Source organism: Vibrio hannami (assembly GCF_029589055.1).
Classification (GTDB): Bacteria; Pseudomonadota; Gammaproteobacteria; order Enterobacterales; family Vibrionaceae; genus Vibrio; species Vibrio hannami.
Map to the genome: position 1 here is coordinate 954,652 of NZ_JARQZP010000003.1, position 19,670 is coordinate 974,321.

The following is a 19,670-nucleotide window of genomic DNA, read 5'->3' on the forward strand; positions in this document are numbered from 1 at the left end:
TTATTGTTCCCCAAGGCCTTTCTTACCAAAGAGCAAGAATTGAATAGTTGTAAAGAATGCGATCAGTGCGAATAGCAGCCACGAGATAGCGGAAGCTGTACCCATCTCAAGCCATTCCCATCCCACCTTGTAGAGATACATTGAGATCGTCAGTCCTGACTGGCCCGTACCACCTAGACCTCGTGTTAATACAAATGGTTCTTCGAACAACTGTAGGTTACCGATAATCGTCATGGTTACCGCAAAGAAAACAAACGGACGAATCATAGAAGAGAAACATGCCAGAAACGATGTAGTGCATTAGCACCATCCATGCGAGCCGCTTCCAATATATCTTTCGGGATGGTCATCAAACCCGTTGTATACAGAACAATGTTAAATCCGGTGTATTTCCAGAAAACTACAAACGCGATTGATGGTTTGATTAGCGTTGCGTCATCCAGCCAACGAATTGGTTGATAGTCGTTTACCCAGGCAAATGCCCATCCCAGAAGACTGCTGTCTGCCAGCGAAATCAGAGTCTGGTTGATTACGCCACTGTTAGGCGAATACATGTTAAAAAAGATCAGCGATGCAGCGACAGTAGAAGTAATATACGGAAGAAAGTACGCTGAAGTCAGCCAGTGACGCATTCTGTCTCCCAGAGAAACCAGGATATAAGCCACAGGAATCGCCACTAAGTGCTGCGCTACACCAGAGGTGATCGCTAGCCAGAAAGTGTTCTTCAATGAACGCCATAGCCACGGGTCGGTCAGAGCAATGTGGTAGTTCTCTACACCAACAAATTTCATCGCAGCCAGGCCTTCTACCGGGTTCCACTCATGAAACGACAAGAAAACGGAAAACAGCAACGGGAACACGCCAAATACTGAAAAAATAATTAAAAATGGAAGTAGGAATCCATACGGTGTAAGCGCTTTCAAACTCAGGCCAGAAAAAATACCGTTAGTTTCGGTATTGTCGTCTCTGGCTGAGGGTAGATCAGCGACCTTAGATGCCTGATTCATAATAACGACCTCACTCAAAGGAGGCGCGTCAACGCCTCCGGATGCTTCAAAGATTACTTAAGGTTGCGTGTACGACGCTTGATTAGACGCTCGGCTTCTTTAAGCGCAGTTTTGATGTCTTTACCTTCATCAAGTACTTCCATTAAAGCGTTTTCAAGGATAATGGAGCGTGCAACATGGTCACCTTTACCTGGCTGTACAGGTTTGATGTTCTTAGCGACTTCTGCAAATAATTGACGTGCTTGCTGTCCACCAAGGAACTCCATCTTCTCGTCAAACAGTTTGTCGTCGTATGTAGTTTTATTTGCCGGGAATGCAGCGATCGTTTCAAAGTGCTTAAGCTGGATTTCACGCTTAGTTGTCATGTACTCAATCAGTTTCCATGCTTCATCTTGCTTCTCTGATTGCTTAGGAATAGATAGGAATGAACCGCCCCAGCTACCATAGATTCCATCAGGCAAGTTTGATACGCCCCATTTACCTGAAGTTTCTGGTGCAATCCAGTTCTGTAGGTGGCCTAACAACCATGCACCAGATAGCTGCGTTGCAAACGTGCCGTTTTTAAAGCCTTCGTACCATTCATTCGTCCATGAAGTAATTCGTGCATCCAGGCCGTTATCACGAATCTGCTTAGCCACTTCGAATGCTTTTACAAAACGCTCTGATGTTACTACTGAGTTACCCTCATCATCGAAGAACAGTCCTTCGCCTTCAGGTACAGTTGTGTAGATAATTGCCTGAGCTGCATCGGCCGCAGAAGCAATCAGATAGATATTGTCTTCTTTAAGCTGCTTACCGTATTCGATGTATGAATCCCAGTCCTTGATAACGTCAGCTTGTTTTGCACCTTCCTTATTCAGGATATCTGTGCGGTAGTACATAACACCCGGACCAAGGTCTACAGGAATACCATAAACATCGCCATCACCACCCTTACCTTGAGCCCACGCGTATGGCGCAAAACGTTCTGCGTATTTATCTGCCCCATACTGTTGAGAAAGGTTAACCAGACCACCTGAAGCAACGAAAGGACCAATTTTTTCAACATCAACAACGATAACATCACCCGCACCTGAACCTGTCGCCAGGTTAGTGGTTAGCTTGGTATGGTGATCTCCGTGGTTGTTCATCAGGTAATCAACCTTGATGCCTGTCTCTTTCTCAAAGTCAGGCAGAATAACTTTCAGACTGCTATCGAAATCCGGAAAACCATCAAAGCGAATATTTGAATCGGCAGCGTTGGCCGTGGCAGCAAGCCCAAGAGCAACGGCTCCTGATAGGGTAAGAGTTTTAAAATTCATCTTATTGTCCTTAATCGTTATATTTCAGAGGTAAGGTGTTTCACCGATTCCCTGATAACCAGAGAGGGGAAAACTTAAAATCCACTTCAGTTTTCTTTTTCATCAGTTTCTGAAGCACGAGTTGAACAGCTTCTTTACTCATCTGTTCAATTGGAAAATCTACAGTTGTAAGCGCTGGTGTTAGGTAGCGAGCAAACGGGACGTTATCGAATCCAATTAGAGAGACGTCATCAGGAACCGATACCTGCGCTTTTTTCATCTCTTCAAAAGCGCCGAAGGCCATGTCATCATTACAGGCAAATACCGCCGTGAATTTGCAATTACGAGCCAACAGCTTCTGCATAGCTGCACGCCCGGTATCTTCAGTGAATCCCGATTCAACAACTAATAATTCGCGAAACTCGATACCAGCTTCTTCTAGAGCGACTCGATAACCTTGCAAACGAGCACGAGCATCAGCCTTATAGAGCGGCCCTGTAATGCAGGCGATACTTTTGTGTCCCTTGTCGATTAGATGCCGAGTTGCCATGAGAGCGCCTAGCTCGTTATCCAGGTTTATGCAGGAGTCTGGTAACTCGGGAACCAAACGGTTGACGAATGCAATAGGCAAACCCGTCTTAGACAGTTCGATAAGGTAGTCGTCAGAGACATGCTGGGTATGAAGAATCAACGCATCTACTCTGCGACTTACAAGAAGAGTCTATGGCTTGTTTTTGACCTTCTTCATCGTTGTCTCCAGCAGTCACAACCAGGTGGTAACCAAATCGTCTTAACTGATCTTCGATTCCCTGTAACATATCGGAATAAAACATCCCTCCAAGTTCAGGCACTACAACACCGATACTTCCGGTACGACTAGATGCCAAAGCCTGAGCAATAGAGTTAGGACGATACCCAAGCTTCTTAATCGCTCGTTCAACCTTTAACTTCTTGTCGTGGCTGACTCTGCTCGTGCCATTAACAACACGAGAGACAGTCGCCTGAGATACGCCAGCACATTCAGAAACATCTTTAATTGTTGCCACTACGACTGACTCCTTTTGCATCTATTTTCGGATTTGGAAACCGTTTTCATGTGTTGGATATTAAGCTATTCTCACCCACAAATTGTGACACCAGTCACACTGAATTTAAGAATGGAAAAACGTGCTGCAAAAGCTTGAAAGCGCCTACATGAAACTACCACCCCATGAAACAGTTTCATGGAGCATAAAAAGAGCACCATAAAAAAATAAGTTATGTTTCAATACCTTATCATGAGTAACTAAGATAAATGGCTAAGAATGCTATTTGTTTCATGAGTTGAAACTGTTAAAGAGAGGAAATATTGATACGTAGGATAACGAAAAAGGGGCGAATAAATCGCCCCAAAAGTTTAGGAGTTAATGTGGATACTCAGATTAGATCTGCCCTCGGAATATCCAGCCCCTTATATGAAAAAACAGGATAGATTTAGGTCGTAAGACCTCGGGAATTACCACCATGCTTCCCACATAGCGCCAACTGTGAAGGTATCTACTTTAGTGTCCGCTGTCTTATTATCAGCTTCACCAACTGTTGCGTAGAAACGAAGCATTGGGCGATCCCATGTTTCTTTACCAATGGACATGTTTTGAGAGAAAGTCACCTTCCAGGCGGAGTTTTTATCGTCATTGTCATAATCTACAACCGAATACCCAGCTTCAACCCAGGTTGAGTGAATGTCATTCCATGAGTATGTCGGACGTACGATAACATTGTAGTTGGCTCTGTCTTCTGAACTATCTGAGTCCTCTTCAAGCTTCTGATATGCTGCCAAGTATTCCACTGCAGCGCGTTCACTAAGAGAAGTGCTACCGTCAAAGCTCGCCAATAATGCAGTTCTACCCTCAGCTAAATCAAACACGGCGTTTTGAGCATTGTCGGAATATCGCAGTATAAAACGTTGGCCGGAGAAGTTTAGTTCACCTGCTAACTGATAAGCAGCTGTATCTTCGTATGCTTCTCCTTTCGCTGCTTCTGATGCGAAGCCGTAGTTTGCATATAAATTAAGGCTAGCTGATTCACCCAAGGCAATGTCGTGCAGTTTAGAGGTAATTGCATATTTGCCACTATCATCACCAAGAGAACCTGAGTCACCGTTAGCAACCTGTCCTACAGCTGCAAAGTCTAACTTCGCTCCACCTAGGTTAAGGTTTTTGAAACCACCACCCTGGCTGTCATGAGACATCCAGAAATAGTCATTCAGCCCTGTTTGTGGACGCTGATGGAAATCACGACCGGCCCACACCACCATATCAGGCTGAGATTTAAAAATGTTTTTGCCCGCTGCGTATGCCTTGACTAAGTCTACGTCACCAGCAGATCCCCAGTCAGTCGCATTCCAGTGGTTAAGCATTACCACAACATCCCACTCTGTTCCATTTGGCCCTTCAAATCCCTTAGATAACTGGAACTCACCGCCGTTATATTCGTTACCTAAACGACCAACGGATCTGGCGTTTAACTGCCCGTCAACATCAACAAGTTCTGAGTCTCCGCTTTGGTAAGCCATACCATAACGCGCGTAACCGGAGAAAGTCAGGCTATCATCAGCAAGCGTCATCGGAGACGAAACAGCGGCTGCCACTGCAATAGAAAGAGGTAGTAGAGTATTCTTTTTCATATTTATACCTATGTTTAATTTATAAAGCTTTATCCTTTAGCGATGAAAAGTTTATAAATTGAAACAGCTGAAATACTCGAGACTGGTCACGAGAGTATTTCGAAGGTAGTGTTATGAAATTTAATGATCTTTACGTCAGTAAGAAAACTTTAAACTATCTTATTAAGATCAATAAGATAAAAAACAAAGAACTTGATACAAGAGAAGATGAAATCGGTTTCATTTCATAAAAAATGACGGTGGAAGGATATATCGAGATGACTAAATTAATTATTTTTAGCTAAATAAGATGAAAGCTTTCATAATAATGAAAGCTTTCAGGATTTTGTAAATTTAAAACATAGATTATAAATATAAACAACACGGCATATATATATTTACTGCATATTTAATGTCTAGTTAATATATTTCTGAAGTAATTCTAACTCGCCATGGAAACCAGTACCAAGTAACGGCATTCGCTTATAAGTTTTCGGATCCAGCGAGTTTATCTCGATATGAAATCCTGGTGCTTGTCTGTCACGTTTCCACTGGTTTCGATGGAAGAAACGGAAATACTTAACAATGCACTCTGCCAGATAACTTTCTGATTTGTCTTTGTTCAGGCAAATCAACTCTTCAAAGATCTCTACTGGAGAGTGATTTTGCTGGATATGCAGTTCGATGATTTTGTCTAGCAAGCTAAATGGCATCAAGTCGTCTTCATCAGTCTGCTCAACTGGGCGTAGCTCTGCCGTAGGGCGCTGCTCATTGATATAGGAAAGCTTTTCAAACTTGAATGGTGCACTTGAATCTTCATGACTTACCGTAGTTCCATCAGTTTCCAGCCACTGCAAAATACGTAGCACCCGAGACTTCGTTACACCACTTATAGGTGCCAGAACACCAGAACTATCACCATCCTGAGTTACGTAGCCAACACTAGCTTCAGAAAGGTTACTGGTGGTAAGCAACAGCGCGTTCTTAACGTTAGCCACACCCCAAATCATAGGTGAACGGGTACGAGCCTGAATGTTCTGCTTGAAGATATCATGCTCTTCCCAGTTAAACTTGATACCCATGTTTTTACTTAGCTCATTTTCATAAGCTTCAACGATATCACCTACCTCGAAAATATAGTGATCCGCGCCTAGCGAGCGAGCTAGCTCATACGCTGCTGTACGTGTGACACTGCCACTGTTACGGCTTGGCTGATAACCGGTTGTCAGGTATTTTTTCATGATATCGTGAGCATCTGCTGAAGCGATATCATCAACAAAGCGGTTAAAGTAACTTTGAGCAAGATCGATACCTTTACGCTTAAATTCTGAAATCTCATAGTGCATAGAAAGGTAGCAAAGCACCGAAACCAAGGCTGAATCTGCACCACCACTTAATGAAAGCGCGTAACCTCCCGTAAACGTCTTCTTAGACCAGTCACGCAAGCCAAGGGCAATAGCACGCACTGCTTCTTCATGTTCCAGGTTTTCGCTAGATTCCCAGGTAAGAATACGGTTTTTAGGCGTATCTAGCAGAGGCTGAGGTCGTTTCTCTGCCGTGTACTGGTTAGTATCTTTAACCGGATCGTTTTTGAATCGTACCGGTACTACAATTTCACTTGTGTCCGTCGGCATTTCTGAATAGCGCTGACTCGCTGTGAATTTACTGATGCGACTCAGGTTGTTTGTAATCGCCGATGTGGTTATCTCTACATCGGTAAAGTGGAATCGTTCGCCCTGATTAACAACTTCGCCATCAGAGCAGATTAAACAACCACCGTCATAGACAGCCCTGCCCGATTCACAGCCGTTTAGGTTACAGTAAAGGTAAGTTACGCCATGCGCACGGCTAGAGTCCTGCACCAGACGTTGACGAGTCGCAAATTTTCCAATGGCAAAATGACTGGCACTTGGATTAGCAATAATATCGACGCCACAGTTAAAGTAGTGTGATGCAACGCGGTTCGATACCCATCCATCTTCACAGATTTCGATACCAAAACGCAGACCAGATATATCAAAGATTGGAGTACCAACCGGAATTTCATAGTCAAACCCAGCAGGTCTGTCACGGAACACTTCATTGGATTGCCACTGAGTAAACCAACGCTGTTCGTAATGAATACCATTTGAAGCAAGGTTTTTCTTAAAGGTTAGCCCCTGAATTCTACCATTCAGAAGAACCGCTGCAGCGTTGTACAGACGACCACTAAACAGGTAAGGCACACCAACCGTCACCACCAGATCTTCAGGCAACTCTTCTGCTAATTTAAGCAAATGAGTAAAGCAGTTCTCTATCATCTTTGGAGAATGAAAATAGTCCTCCAGGCCATAACCTGAAAGCGAAAGCTCAGGTGTAACCAGTAAGCTTGCTCCAGCCTTTTGTGCTAACTGACTGGCTTTTAAAATATTGGCCCGGTTTTGTGCCAGCAATCCAGGAGTCTGGTTTAAACTGGCAACACTAACGACAACTTTTTTCATAAACTGTTCTACTTAAAATGTGCGATTCAATGAGTTGTGCTAAGTATGCTATTTCATTAGGTATTAGCCAACAAAAAAAGGCTTGCCAATGGCAAGCCTTTTTAATAATAGCTTAATTTTTAAACATCATAGGTGGTTGATGCTGTATCACCGCCTGTTCCTGTCCAGTTTGTATGGAAGAACTGGCCGCGAGGCTGATCAACACGCTCGTATGTGTGCGCACCAAAATAGTCACGCTGAGCCTGAAGCATATTTGCAGGCAGACGAGAAGTAGTGTAACCATCAAGGAAAGTTAGCGCCGATGTCATAGTTGGCATTGGCAGACCGATTTCCATCGCTTTAGATGCAACTTTACGCCATGCTGGCATCGCATTAAGCAGGATCTCTTTAAAGTATGGATCTGAGCCAAGGAACTGGATATCCGGGTTGTTATCGTATGCATCACGGATATTGCCAAGGAATGCGCTGCGGATAATACAACCACCACGCCACATTAGCGCCACGTTACCGTAGTTTAGTGCCCAACCATTCTCTTCAGACGCTTCACGAATCAGCATAAAGCCCTGAGCGTAAGAGATAATCTTCGAAGCAAGCAGTGCCTGACGTACTGCTTCAACCCACTCTTTCTTATCACCGTCAACTTTAGCAATCATGTGACCAAATTCTTTTTCTGCATCAATACGTTGCTCTTTCAGAGAAGATAAACAACGAGCAAACACAGATTCAGTGATAAGGGTTAGAGGTATACCAAGATCCAGCGCGTTGATACCAGTCCACTTACCAGTGCCCTTCTGACCAGCAGTATCCATGATCTTCTCAACTAGCGGCTCGCCATCTTCATCTTTGTAACCCAGAATATCTGTAGTGATATCAATCAGGTAGCTGTCCAGCTCTGTTGATTTCCACTCTTCAAAAATCGCTTGCATTTCATCATGAGAAAGCTCAAGGCCTTCTTTCATAAAGTGGTAAGCTTCGCTGATAAGCTGCATATCACCGTATTCGATACCGTTGTGTACCATCTTAACGAAGTGACCAGAACCGTCTTTACCTACCCAGTCACAGCACGCTTCACCAGCGTCAGTTTTTGCTGAAATCGCCTGGAAAATTGGCTTAACATGAGGCCACGCTTCTGGAGAACCACCTGGCATGATAGACGGACCAAAACGCGCGCCTTCTTCACCACCGGATACACCAGTACCGATGTAGTGAATACCTTTCTCTTCTAACGCTGCTACACGGCGGTTGGTGTCCGGGTAGTTTGAGTTACCGCCATCAATGATGATGTCACCTTTGTCCAGCAGAGGAACCAATGCATCAATAAAGTGATCAACTACATCACCAGCACGAACCATCAGCATCACTTTGCGTGGAGACTCAAGCTTTGAAACCAGGTCTTCCATTGATGTAGCACCAATGATATTAGTACCTTTTGCAGGTCCCTCAAGGAACTCTTCTACTTTAGAAACTGTACGGTTGAACGCCACCACTTTAAAGCCGTTGTCGTTCATATTTAAAATCAGGTTTTGACCCATTACCGCCAAACCGATTACACCGATATCACCTTTCATTCTTATCTCCTTAAGCCAGCAATTTTGCTGCTTGTGAATCTAAATACCACTCAGTTTGACCGTAAGTGGATTGAATTTTTGCCGCCGGGTAAGGAAGTTGTTCTGCCGGCGTATCTTGAATCTCTTTTAGTACTTCTGCCTTGCTCTCACCAAGAACTAGGTAAGTAATCCTGTCTGCGTTTTCTATAAGCTTTGCGGTTTTTGAGATGCGTAGCTGCCCACTTTCAGGATGCTTCGCAATAATTGAAAGCTCAGGGTCGCGGAAGTTTGTCTTATTCGGGAAAAGTGACGCTGTATGGCCATCCGTACCCATCCCCAGAAGAATCCAGTCAAATACCGGCATACCATTTTTAGGCGGGATAACCAGTTCCATTTCTTGTGCAAAACGTAGCACTTCTTTCTCAGGATCGGCTTCACCACGAATTCGATGAATGTTCCCCTCTGGCAGAGCAATGTTTTTGAACAGCAACTCATTCGCTTCGCCATAGTTGCTTTCTGAGTCATCAGGAGCGACACAACGCTCGTCACCCCACCAGAAGTGAAGGTTTTTCCACTCAATATCTTTGCTGTGCGGAGCCTGTGCTAAAGTTTTAAACAGTAGCTTTGGTGTACTTCCCCCTGACAGAGAAATATGAACAGGTCGTCCATGCTTACTTAACTCAAGCATTGTGCCAGCCAGGGATTCAACCACCTTTTCAGGTGTTTCAAATAATTGATAATTCATTTAATTAAAGCTCACAATAATCCGTTACAGTCAGGTTCTTACATGGGAAACGCCAGTCGCGACCATCACTTTTCAAAAGCTGGTCGGCTTCTTTTGGTCCCCACGTACCCGCCGCATAACCATATAGGTGTTCACACTTGTCTTTGAAATCGAGAATCGGCTGAACGAACTCCCAACATGCCCTTACCGCATCTGTTCGAGCAAAAAGGGTCGCATCCGATTTCATGCAATCAAGCAACAGTCTTTCGTATGCTGTTAGCATGTTGGTTTCCTGAAGATCCTGGTAATGGAAATCCATAGAAACTTCCTGAGCCTCGAAACCAGCACCAGGCTTTTTCAGACCAAAGCTCAGAAGAATGCCTTCATCAGGCTGAATTCGAATAATAAGTTTGTTTTCCGGCGCGTTAACACCAAAAACAGGGTGTGGTGTGTTTTTGAAGTGAATAACAACTTCGGTCACTCGTGTAGGTAGACGTTTACCTGTGCGAACATAGAAAGGAACACCATTCCAGCGCCAGTTATCAATAAACATCTTCATACCGACATAGGTTTCAGTACGCGAATCATCAGCAACACCATTCTCTTCGCGATAGCCTGGCAGTGGTTCTCCGCGGACCATAGAAGCCGTATACTGACCAAGCACAAGGTTGTTCTTCAGATCGTCGTCAGACAGCGGACGGAAGCACTGCATAACCTTAACGGCCTCATCACGCATAGAATCCGCGTTTATGACTGACGGCGGCTCCATCGCTACCATTGCCAATACCTGGAGAAGGTGGTTCTGGAACATATCGCGCAAAGCGCCTGAGCCATCGTAATAGCCGCCTCGCTCTTCTACCCCAAGGAACTCGGAGTTAGTGATCTCCACATGGTCGATGTAGTTGCGATTCCACAAAGGTTCAAACATCGCGTTCGAGAAACGCAGAACCAATAGGTTTTGAACCGTCTCTTTACCTAGATAGTGGTCAATACGATAGATTTGGTGCTCCTGGAAGCTGTCATGCAATTTTTTATCCAGGTCGATAGCAGATTGTAAATCGTAGCCAAATGGCTTCTCTACAATCAGGTTTTTCCAGCCATCGCTCTCTTCGTTAAGCCCATGAGCAGCAAGACACTCAGGAATCACCCCATACAGGCTAGGAGGTGTAGATAGGTAGTAAACCGTATTACCATTGGTGTTGTGAGCTGACTTGATATGGTCAAGTCTCTCCTTCAGCAAGCCGTATTCTTGCTTGTCAGACGTATTTAGCGCCTGATAGTAAACATGCTCGAAAAATTTCTCGACCGTTGATTCATCTGTTTTTTCATTTTCAACCAGTGACTGTTTCAGTTTCACTCTGAACTCATCATCACTGAATTTCGTACGACTCACGCCCAGAATCGCGAAGCCTTCCGGCAACATGCCGTCGGCAAATAGATGATAAAAAGCGGGGATAAGTTTTCGGTGGGTCAGATCACCAGACGCGCCAAAGATGACAATAGCGTTGTTTTCCGGTCTGACCGTGCTTTCTGCATTTTCCATAATAGTCTCATATTCAACCACTAAACCCGAACCGTTACACTTTAGGTTACCGGTAACATTTGTCAATAAAAATCGACACAATTCACTTGTGCAAATTGGACAACAATAGTACCAGAGTGTGTGCAATCGGAATAATAGCGAGTATCTATCATTTCGATAGCTGCTATCTAACTATTATTCTCCACCATTTCGATCATGGATTCGAACTTAGGGTTACCTCGAAGAAGCTCAAAGTCAGGCTCGTCCGCTGCCAGTTCACGAATAGAAGCACTCGCTTCAATAGAGCGTTGAAGGTCGTATATCGCCTGCTCTTCAGCACCAAGGCGAGAGTATGCACAAGCCCTTTGGTAAAGCGCATGTGCGTTTGAGTCATCAACCTCAAGCACCCGGTTACAAATGCTCATTGCCCAGTGGTACTCACGGATCTCCATTGCGGCATCAGCTTTATAGGTTAGTGCTTCCAAATCACCAGGGCGAATCTTAAGAATTTCATCACAAATTTCGATTTTCTGTTCTGCGGTCTGAGCATTTTGCGCTCGTAACCAGAGGTTGTGGACTTCGTTGATGATTTCGATTTCACGGTTGTTTTCAGAGATAATTCTGGTTTTACGTTTAAGGTCTCGTTCCAGCGCAAGGAACTTTTTCTCGTACTCTTTGGCTATTTTGTCCAAACGAGCATCAGCCATCTCTTTGGTGTTCTGCTTAATTTCTTTCAGAGACTGCCAGCCAATAAGAGCCACTAATGAGGCCACACCAGCGATAATATAGAAAAAGTAGGTAACCGTGACATTGGCGTAGTTCAGAGATTTGTCGGCCACTTCCAGCTCTCGATCTGTCATCTCAATCGTTAGCCTGCGTTCCAAATCCTGTTGATCGTGTCTTAGCGCTTTGAGTTCATCCATGATATAGCGCTCCATGAGAGGCCTATCGAGCAAGTCCGACTCGGAGTATTTTTCTGCAGAAAAAACAGAAAACGAAAGAAGTATAGAGATAAGTAAAAGGCTGAATTTTCTGAACACACCTGTAACCATTATCAGCTTAAATTATCCCCATAAGATATTGCTCATATCCATTTCATGCAAGAGGAATATCCTGCCACTTCCCTTCTAACAGTACTCGCTGAGTTTTATAGCCAGCCTTCACCAGTAGATCACGGCAATACTCATGATGCACACCAAGGTGTTTCGGCGCGTGAGCATCCGCGTTTATCTGCATCGGAATACCTTTTTTAAAAGCTTCCTCTATCAACCAGAACGGCGGGTAGACATCGTCTGTTGCCCCGCGCAGCATGCCACCAAAGTTTACTTCCATTATTACACCAGCTTTTGCAACGTCATCTAGGGTTGATACCGCAACATCTTTATACCAGGGGGCTGATTCATCAAAGAATTGCTTTCTCAGATTATGCTTCTTTATCAGATCGTAATGTCCAAGTATGTCGAAGCCTCCTTGATTACAGAGATCGGAAATACGTTGATAGTAAGTCTCGATCATTGCTCGAACATCGCCGTTGTATACCTGATTTATCAGAGCATCCAGCTCTTCATCCGGACCATCAACACTTAACATGGGATACTGTTCGTCAGGTGGAGCAAGCGCATGGACTGACCCAATTTTGTAATCTAGCTCCAGCTCATCCCACTTTTCTTGTGCCGGATACATCAAGCCTTCCATAAAGTCGATTTCCAGCCCTAGGTATACCTCAATATCATCAAGATTATTTTTCATGTTGCTGATAGTCTGAACATACTCAGGAACACGTTCCTGCTGAAGGGTAAAATCGTTTTCAAAAGGTAGTGGAGCATGTGAACTGAAGCCTATCGCTTTAAATCCTAGCTCACGAGCTCGAGCTAACATTTCATCCGGGCTTCCTTTGCCATCACAGAAATGGCAATGAGTATGATAGTTGGTCAATAACATCAGGGCTTTCCATAAAACAATATGCTTAAGTAAGCTCTATTAAAACCGAATCTAGCTCTGTTATCACCTAATAATTTAAATACTTGATAAGTTTCTTCTTATTCAATTAAAGAAAATTACGCTAGTGACCTCTTTCAAAAGAGGTCACTAGCGTGAGAACCACCTAGCATTATATTTTGTGTTTATTACGACGTTGTTATGAGTTGTCATTAAGTTAGAGCTTTCTAATAAAACTCTCAGTAGCCTCGCATTTAATACTAGGATTCATTCGATATACTGCAACCTGTAGTAAATGACAGGTTGACAGTTAGTGTTAATACTCTTTTGAAGCAACCTCTCAAACTTTAGCACCTTTTACTCATGAAGAATGGCATCGACATCACCCATTCGGCTAATTATTCAATAAAACTCCTATATTGAACTATGCTCATAATTGTTAACTTGTCAGATTTTTTACAACAGTAGTTGGGGTTATTGCATGAATCGAGCAAATTTCACTGATGCGTAACATGGTTAAATATGCAGAGACATTGCATAAATCTTTAAACGCCAACGACGTCGAACAGGTTCTGAGAGCGGTAGCCGAACACTGCAACCTAACCTATTACCTTTTTGGTATCTCAATTCCGATCTCTTTTTCTCGCAGTCATACCGCTATTTTCAGTAATTACCCGGTGAAGTGGCGACAGCTGTACGACGAAAACAACTACGTCGAACTCGACCCAACAGTCAATCACTGCTATTCCAGCACCAGGGCTGTGATTTGGAATGAGCTGGAGGAAAAATATAGTTCCAGGCAAGAAAAGGCATTTTTTAAAAAAGCGAAGTCCTATGGACTAATTTCTGGTTTAAGCGTGCCAGTTCACGGAAACAAGAGCGAATTGGGTATATTTAGTCTCGCCTCTGATAGGGATTATGATTCATTTAATAAAAGCGAACTAACCGAAATATTATTGGTTTCCCAGGCAGTGGCACCTATCGCTTTTTCAAAATTAATCGAGATTGAAAATAGCCTGCTAAAACGTGAGGAGAAGAAGTTAACTTCCCGGGAAAGGGATGTTATATATTGGGCGGCTGAAGGAAAAACCACCTGGGAAATAGGTTATATCCTCGGTTGCAGTGAACGAACCGTCTACTTTCATTTAAACAACGCCACCAAAAAGCTAGGCGTAGTAAATCGTTATCAAGCCATCTCTAAAGCGGTACTTCATGGATATGTGCATCCGTCGGCAAACCGAAATAAAAGCTAGCTCAGCTCTGAAATCATTTTGCCAAACGGATACTGAGGGTCGATATCCGTTTGGTTAGTCATTTGAGTCTTTATTGGTTTTTAAGAAAGTTTTCTAAAACGTCCACAATTAATTGGTGATCTTCTTTTTGCGGTAGACCTGATACGGTAATCGTACCGATTATCCCTACGTTCTTTACTGCCAGTGGGAAGCTTCCGCCAAACGCAGCGAACTCTTTTCCGTCCACCAGCGAACCTTCCGCTATCGATACGCCCTTATTTTTATAGTAGTTGCCAATATACCAGGAACTGTTCTGGTAACGGTTAACCACATTTCTCTTACGACGAATCCACTCGACATTGTCGATTCTTGTACCCGACATCGCGTAGCTGAAGATGCATAGGCCATTCATCGATATATCGATGGCAACACTAGCCCCTTTTTCTTCTGCCGCCTTCTTTAGTGCACAGCCAAGATCCCACGCTATTTCGTGTGAAAACTGATTAAATTGAAGCCGTTTTTCTTGCTCCAGGATTTCGTTTAGTAGTTCTTTCATTATTTATCTCTCTTTCTCGTTCCAACGCTCTGCGTTGGAATGCATAAACAAAAAAGGGCGGTGATATTTCTATACACCGCCAAAGGTCTCCGAGGAGAGTATTTTCCCGTTTATAAATTAGGTATTCACCTAATCACTTATAGCTCTAATTCAGCTTTCAGCTTATTCTCGATCTCTTCTGTTGATGCGGCGTTCATCAGACTCTGCCGGAACTCTTCGTGCATGATGCGACGCGCAAGTTTAGAGAAGATCTTCATATGCTGATCACCAGCAGCATGCTTGTTGAGCGTAAGCATAATCACAAACTGAGCTTCTTCGTCTCCCCACTGAATAGGCTTCGCTAAACGAGACACACTGATGGTCGATTGTTCAATGTGTTCGCTCTTTGTATGAGGAATCGCGAAGCCAAAACCCAGACCCGTTGAGAATACATCTTCACGAGCCCATAAATCGTCTGCCAACTTAGTTGGGTAGCGACAACGTCCTGCCAGGAACAAGTTGTCAGAAAGTGTCTTAATCACCTCTTCTTTGGTGCGCAGGTCGTTATCCAGCGTAATGCAATCCTGAGAAATAAGCGGTGCATCGGACTGCTGCATACGGAACTGCGCAAGTAGATGTTCAACTTCAAGCGGAGTACGACAATCCATCGCTTTGTTCAGTAGCTGGCGACACTCACGGCTGTCCAGCTTAGCGATACGCTCTTTGGTTGCCGGAATGCTTGGTGCACTCATACTGATTTCATCCAGCCCAAGGCCAACTAACAGAGGAAGAACCGAACCTTTCGCCCCCAGTTCACCACATAGGCCAATCCACTTACCGTGACGGTGTACTTCACGAACCACATGGTCCAGAGTTCGCAGGAATGCAGGGTTCAGGCTATTGTAGTGCTTAGTCACTTTCGAGTTGTCACGATCAACGGCCATCAGGTACTGAGTCAGGTCGTTACTACCAATACTGAAGAAGTCAATCTCTTCACAGCACTGGTCGATGATAAATGCAACCGACGGTACTTCCATCATGATGCCCAGAGGGATCTTCTCATCAAAAGGAATCTGCTCTGCGCGTAGCTCTTTACGTACTTCAGAAAGAATGTCTTTTACCCATAGGATTTCTTCCATAGACGAGATCATAGGGATCATAATTTTAAGTGAGCCGTGAGCCGATGCACGCAAGATAGAGCGAAGCTGAATCTTGAACATACCGATAAACTCTTCGTAGATACGAACAGCACGGTAGCCCAGGAATGGGTTGTTCTCAGCCGGGATATTCAGATAATCGACAGGCTTGTCACCACCGATATCAATGGTTCGGATAATGATAGATTTACCTTCAGCCGCATCAAGCGCCTGACAGAAGATGTTGTACAGCTCATCTTCATCTGGCGCTGATGTTCTGTCCATATACAGCATTTCTGTACGGAACAGACCGATAGCCTCGGCACCATTACCAAACGCAGCTTTTGCTTCAACGGAATGCGCGATGTTTGCTGCAACTTCAAGTGCTTTACCATCCGCAGTCATACCGTTCTGATCTTTAAACTGGCTTTGACGCTGTTTAATGGTATCTGCAACGCGCTGCTCTTGTTCGTAGTAACGGCGTAGCGGTTCGTTAATCTCTGTTGCAACCAAACCAAGGCTACCGTCGATCAGTACTTCAGAGTCGATAAATGATGAAAGCTTACTTTCATCAATTCCAACAAGCGTTGGAATAGCAAAAGAGCGGGCAAGAATAACGGTGTGAGAAGTACTGCCGCCATGAGTCAGCACAAGACCCTTAAGAAGGCTCTTATCCAGCTCAAGGAACTGACTTGGTGTCAGGTCATCTGCAATACAGATAGTTGGCTCGCTTAGGTTAAGCTGATTTGAGAATTTTTCTTCACCATAGATGCTCTGCAGAAGCTGGAAGCACACATCGCGGATATCCAGTTCACGCTCACGCATATAAGCGGAAGCGGATTTTTGTAGCTGCTCACCAAAGTGTTTTGCTGTTGCGATAACCGCATCCGCTGCGCTACGACCTTCAACCAGGTTGCTTTCCAGTGTTTGTTTGAATTCTGCATCTTTAACAATAGAGAAATGGGCGTTTACTACTTCAGCTTCAGTATGATTAGCCGTTTTTAGTTGTAGCTCAAACGCTTTAGCTAACTGCTTAACACCAAGATCAAGAGCGGCTTTCTCTGTGTCCAGATCACGTTTTTCAGGAAGATCGGTCAGGGTATCGAAGTTGATAGCACCAACACGCAGTAGTTGACCAAACCCAAACCCTGCGCTTACAGCATTACCATGAACAACTGGCACTTCAAGGTTTGTAAAGTTTCTTGGCAGAGTAACAAACTCGCCAGCTTCTTCTTCATTTGTTTCTAATGGAGAATCACAATGTGGAAATTCATTGCTGATAAAGCTTTTGATTTTTTCGAATGCTGTCTCTTCGTCTTCACCTTCAATGGTGATTAGGCATTTGTCGCCTAATAAAGTGTCCGTACCAATAAGAGAAAGTACGCTTTTTGCGTTTGCGGAAATGCCGGTACGCTCATTCTGCCATTTAATTTCAGCATCAAACTCATTACACAGAGCTTCTACATGACTAGCAGGGCGAGCATGAACACCATTTGGAAGCTCGCAGGAAAATGAGAAAGTTTTCATAAATTCTGACCTCAGAACAGTTTATCTTGTTCGCTCTGCACATACTTAGAATGGGTTATCTATATCAGATGTTTGATTCTCTGTCAGAGCGTTGATTCGCTTTTTATACACAATAGAACTTCCTCTCGATTGCCACTATTGGACATTCCTTCGATTTACTGGACATTTGTTAGATAGAAAACCAAGTGTGATCACGCTCAAAAATACTACCAAATTTGTGACAAATATCATGTTTAATAGTTGTTAAATATCAAATCTATAACTACAACATATTGTATTTAAAGCAATAAAATACGTATTGGTGTTAAATTTTAAGTATTCGCATAATTATGTGTCATGGATCACCTTCTTGATTAGATCTTACAATATTCCAGTAAATAGATGTTTTGTCCTCTAACTAAGCAGCACATTTACTCACTATATTATGGACACAACCCGGATGAAGTGTATTTCATTCGGAAAGTAAAAGGATTACAAACGCTGCGCAGCGAGTAAACGTGAACTGTTTTAATTAACTAAACTTTTAATAATAACTTTGTGCTCTAAGGACAGTATTATGAATGACATCATTTCCATACTGAAAAACACAAGACAACACCTTATGACTGGTGTTTCTCACATGATCCCATTTGTGGTTGCAGGTGGTATCTTACTCGCAGCTTCTGTAATGCTATACGGTGAAGGTGCCGTACCAGCAGAAGGAACCTGGTTACACGATCTATTCTTTATCGGTGTTGCAGGCTTCCAGTTGATGGTACCAATTCTTGCAGCTTACATTGGTTACTCTATCGCGGACCGCTCTGCTCTTGCTCCTTCAGCAATCGCAGCTTTCATCGGCGCAAACATGTACAACACTGGCTTCTTCGGAGCGATCTTCGCGGGTCTGCTGGGTGGTATCGTTGTCTTCTACCTTAAGAAGATAAAAGTACCTTCATTTGCACGTTCCATCATGCCAATTTTCGTTATCCCTATTGTTGGTACGTTCATCACTGCTGGTGCAATTGTTTGGGGTATCGGTGAGCCTATCGGTGCAGGTACAGCAGCGCTTACTGAATTCCTGAAAAGTATGCAGGATTCAAGCATCGTTGTTCTGGCTATCATCATGGGTCTAATGATCGCATTCGATATGGGTGGTCCGGTAAACAAGGTAGCTTACGCATTCGTTATCCTTTGTGTTGGTGAAGGCATCTACAACGTTGCAGGTATCTCAGCAGTAGCAGTAGCAACACCTTCTGTTGGTATGGGTCTGGCTACATTCCTTAACAAAAAGCTATACGGTGCTGACGAGCAAGAAGCAGGTCGTGCATCAATCCTAATGGGTACTATGGGTATCACTGAAGGTGCAATCCCATTCGCAGCAGCAGATCCACTACGCGTACTTCCTTCAATCATGATTGGTACAGCTTGTGGTGCAGTAACAGCGGCTCTACTAGGTGTTAAATGTTTCGCTGCATGGGGTGGTCTGATTGTACTACCTGTAGTTGAAGGTCGCGTTGGCTTCCTGATTGCACTAGCGGTTGGTTCTGTAGTGACAGCACTAATGGTTAACTTTCTTAAAGCTCGTCGCAAAGTAGAAGCACCAAAAGAAGAGTCTTCTGACGATATCGACCTGGACATTACTATCGGTTAATCACTTTTTGTAAACCGAATCTTTAACGAACAAACGGATGGCCCGTCATTTACAGGCACGGCAGGTCACCCAACCAAATAACTAAATCTATATTTCTGGAGAGTATTATGACTAACGTAGTAGCAGTAACAGCATGTCCATCAGGTGTTGCACATACTTACATGGCAGCAGAAGCAATCGAAGCAGCAGCAAAAGCAAAAGGCTGGAACTGCGATGTAGAAACTCAGGGGTCTATCGGTATTGAAAACGAACTGACTGCAGAGCAAGTAGCCGCGGCAGACGTAGTTATCCTGACTAAAGATATCGACATCAAGAACCAGGAACGCTTTGAAGGCAAAATGGTTGTACGCATTGGTGTTAGCGACGCAGTAAAACGTGCAGCTGCAGTAATGGATAAAATCGAAGCTCACCTGGCAACTGCTTAAACAACATCCCTCGTTCCCATGCTCTGCGTGGGAACGCATACCG

The 19,670-nt window shown here is 43.9% G+C and carries 13 protein-coding genes and 2 pseudogenes; 3 read left to right on the plus strand and 12 right to left on the minus strand.

The annotated features are described in order from the left end of the window. The 10 genes and pseudogenes from P7F88_RS06060 to P7F88_RS06105 form a co-directional block, all read right to left on the minus strand. Positions 1 to 1,007, minus strand: a pseudogene (locus tag P7F88_RS06060) (carbohydrate ABC transporter permease). Between the two features lie 53 nt (positions 1,008 to 1,060). Continuing rightward, complete coding sequence (locus P7F88_RS06065; protein WP_277822828.1) at positions 1,061 to 2,308, minus strand: ABC transporter substrate-binding protein; 1,248 nt, start codon at positions 2,306 to 2,308, stop codon at positions 1,061 to 1,063. Between the two features lie 17 nt (positions 2,309 to 2,325). After that, positions 2,326 to 3,333, minus strand: a pseudogene (locus P7F88_RS06070) (LacI family DNA-binding transcriptional regulator). 449 nt (positions 3,334 to 3,782) lie between these two features. Next, positions 3,783 to 4,952 (minus strand): carbohydrate porin, encoded by a 1,170-nt coding sequence (locus P7F88_RS06075; protein WP_277822830.1) that lies wholly within the window; start codon positions 4,950 to 4,952, stop codon positions 3,783 to 3,785. Between the two features lie 395 nt (positions 4,953 to 5,347). After that, positions 5,348 to 7,411 carry an NAD(+) synthase gene (gene nadE, locus P7F88_RS06080; RefSeq protein ID WP_277822832.1) on the minus strand — a complete coding sequence of 688 codons (2,064 nt, stop codon included), beginning with the start codon at positions 7,409 to 7,411 and terminating at the stop codon, positions 5,348 to 5,350. Positions 7,412 to 7,530: 119 nt separating this feature from the next. Then, positions 7,531 to 8,979: a decarboxylating NADP(+)-dependent phosphogluconate dehydrogenase gene (gnd, locus tag P7F88_RS06085; RefSeq protein WP_277822834.1), complete on the minus strand. Its 1,449-nt coding sequence runs from the start codon at positions 8,977 to 8,979 to the stop codon at positions 7,531 to 7,533. Between the two features lie 10 nt (positions 8,980 to 8,989). Next, on the minus strand, positions 8,990 to 9,703 hold the full coding sequence (gene pgl, locus P7F88_RS06090; protein WP_277822836.1) for a 6-phosphogluconolactonase: 714 nt from the start codon (positions 9,701 to 9,703) through the stop codon (positions 8,990 to 8,992). A gap of 4 nt (positions 9,704 to 9,707) precedes the next feature. Next, positions 9,708 to 11,225, minus strand: a complete 1,518-nt coding sequence (gene zwf / locus P7F88_RS06095) for a glucose-6-phosphate dehydrogenase (RefSeq protein ID WP_277822838.1) — start codon at positions 11,223 to 11,225, stop codon at positions 9,708 to 9,710. A 167-nt stretch (positions 11,226 to 11,392) separates the two neighbouring features. Continuing rightward, on the minus strand, positions 11,393 to 12,256 hold the full coding sequence (locus P7F88_RS06100) for a tetratricopeptide repeat protein (RefSeq protein WP_277822840.1): 864 nt from the start codon (positions 12,254 to 12,256) through the stop codon (positions 11,393 to 11,395). A 43-nt stretch (positions 12,257 to 12,299) separates the two neighbouring features. Beyond that, the gene (locus tag P7F88_RS06105) at positions 12,300 to 13,145 is read right to left on the minus strand and encodes a histidinol-phosphatase (protein WP_277822842.1); all 846 of its coding nucleotides are present in this window, start codon (positions 13,143 to 13,145) and stop codon (positions 12,300 to 12,302) included. 500 nt (positions 13,146 to 13,645) lie between these two features. On the opposite strand from P7F88_RS06105, the gene P7F88_RS06110 reads away from it, so the two are divergent. Next, complete coding sequence (locus tag P7F88_RS06110; protein WP_277822843.1) at positions 13,646 to 14,395, plus strand: LuxR family transcriptional regulator; 750 nt, start codon at positions 13,646 to 13,648, stop codon at positions 14,393 to 14,395. A 70-nt stretch (positions 14,396 to 14,465) separates the two neighbouring features. On the opposite strand, the gene P7F88_RS06115 is transcribed toward P7F88_RS06110, so the two are convergent. Continuing rightward, positions 14,466 to 14,930, minus strand: a complete 465-nt coding sequence (locus P7F88_RS06115; protein ID WP_277822845.1) for a heme-degrading domain-containing protein — start codon at positions 14,928 to 14,930, stop codon at positions 14,466 to 14,468. Between the two features lie 137 nt (positions 14,931 to 15,067). Continuing rightward, entirely contained in the window at positions 15,068 to 17,572 is a 2,505-nt protein-coding gene (gene ptsP / locus P7F88_RS06120) for a phosphoenolpyruvate--protein phosphotransferase (RefSeq protein ID WP_277822847.1), read from the minus strand. A 556-nt stretch (positions 17,573 to 18,128) separates the two neighbouring features. Between ptsP and P7F88_RS06125 the strand changes: the two genes are divergently transcribed. Then, the gene (locus P7F88_RS06125) at positions 18,129 to 19,202 is read left to right on the plus strand and encodes a PTS fructose transporter subunit EIIC (RefSeq protein ID WP_277822849.1); all 1,074 of its coding nucleotides are present in this window, start codon (positions 18,129 to 18,131) and stop codon (positions 19,200 to 19,202) included. A 107-nt stretch (positions 19,203 to 19,309) separates the two neighbouring features. Continuing rightward, the gene (locus P7F88_RS06130; protein WP_277822851.1) at positions 19,310 to 19,627 is read left to right on the plus strand and encodes a PTS fructose-like transporter subunit IIB; all 318 of its coding nucleotides are present in this window, start codon (positions 19,310 to 19,312) and stop codon (positions 19,625 to 19,627) included. Positions 19,628 to 19,670: the final 43 nt, after the last annotated feature.

What these genes read in the sequence shown, in the direction of transcription:
- P7F88_RS06065 (WP_277822828.1), bottom strand. Translation starts at nt 2,308, where the DNA reads ATGAATTTTAAAACTCTTACCCTATCAGGAGCCGTTGCTCTTGGGCTT.
- P7F88_RS06075 (WP_277822830.1), bottom strand. Translation starts at nt 4,952, where the DNA reads ATGAAAAAGAATACTCTACTACCTCTTTCTATTGCAGTGGCAGCCGCT.
- nadE (WP_277822832.1), bottom strand. Translation starts at nt 7,411, where the DNA reads ATGAAAAAAGTTGTCGTTAGTGTTGCCAGTTTAAACCAGACTCCTGGA.
- gnd (WP_277822834.1), bottom strand. Translation starts at nt 8,979, where the DNA reads ATGAAAGGTGATATCGGTGTAATCGGTTTGGCGGTAATGGGTCAAAAC.
- pgl (WP_277822836.1), bottom strand. Translation starts at nt 9,703, where the DNA reads ATGAATTATCAATTATTTGAAACACCTGAAAAGGTGGTTGAATCCCTG.
- zwf (WP_277822838.1), bottom strand. Translation starts at nt 11,225, where the DNA reads ATGGAAAATGCAGAAAGCACGGTCAGACCGGAAAACAACGCTATTGTC.
- P7F88_RS06100 (WP_277822840.1), bottom strand. Translation starts at nt 12,256, where the DNA reads ATGGTTACAGGTGTGTTCAGAAAATTCAGCCTTTTACTTATCTCTATA.
- P7F88_RS06105 (WP_277822842.1), bottom strand. Translation starts at nt 13,145, where the DNA reads ATGTTATTGACCAACTATCATACTCATTGCCATTTCTGTGATGGCAAA.
- P7F88_RS06110 (WP_277822843.1), top strand. Translation starts at nt 13,646, where the DNA reads ATGCGTAACATGGTTAAATATGCAGAGACATTGCATAAATCTTTAAAC.
- P7F88_RS06115 (WP_277822845.1), bottom strand. Translation starts at nt 14,930, where the DNA reads ATGAAAGAACTACTAAACGAAATCCTGGAGCAAGAAAAACGGCTTCAA.
- ptsP (WP_277822847.1), bottom strand. Translation starts at nt 17,572, where the DNA reads ATGAAAACTTTCTCATTTTCCTGCGAGCTTCCAAATGGTGTTCATGCT.
- P7F88_RS06125 (WP_277822849.1), top strand. Translation starts at nt 18,129, where the DNA reads ATGAATGACATCATTTCCATACTGAAAAACACAAGACAACACCTTATG.
- P7F88_RS06130 (WP_277822851.1), top strand. Translation starts at nt 19,310, where the DNA reads ATGACTAACGTAGTAGCAGTAACAGCATGTCCATCAGGTGTTGCACAT.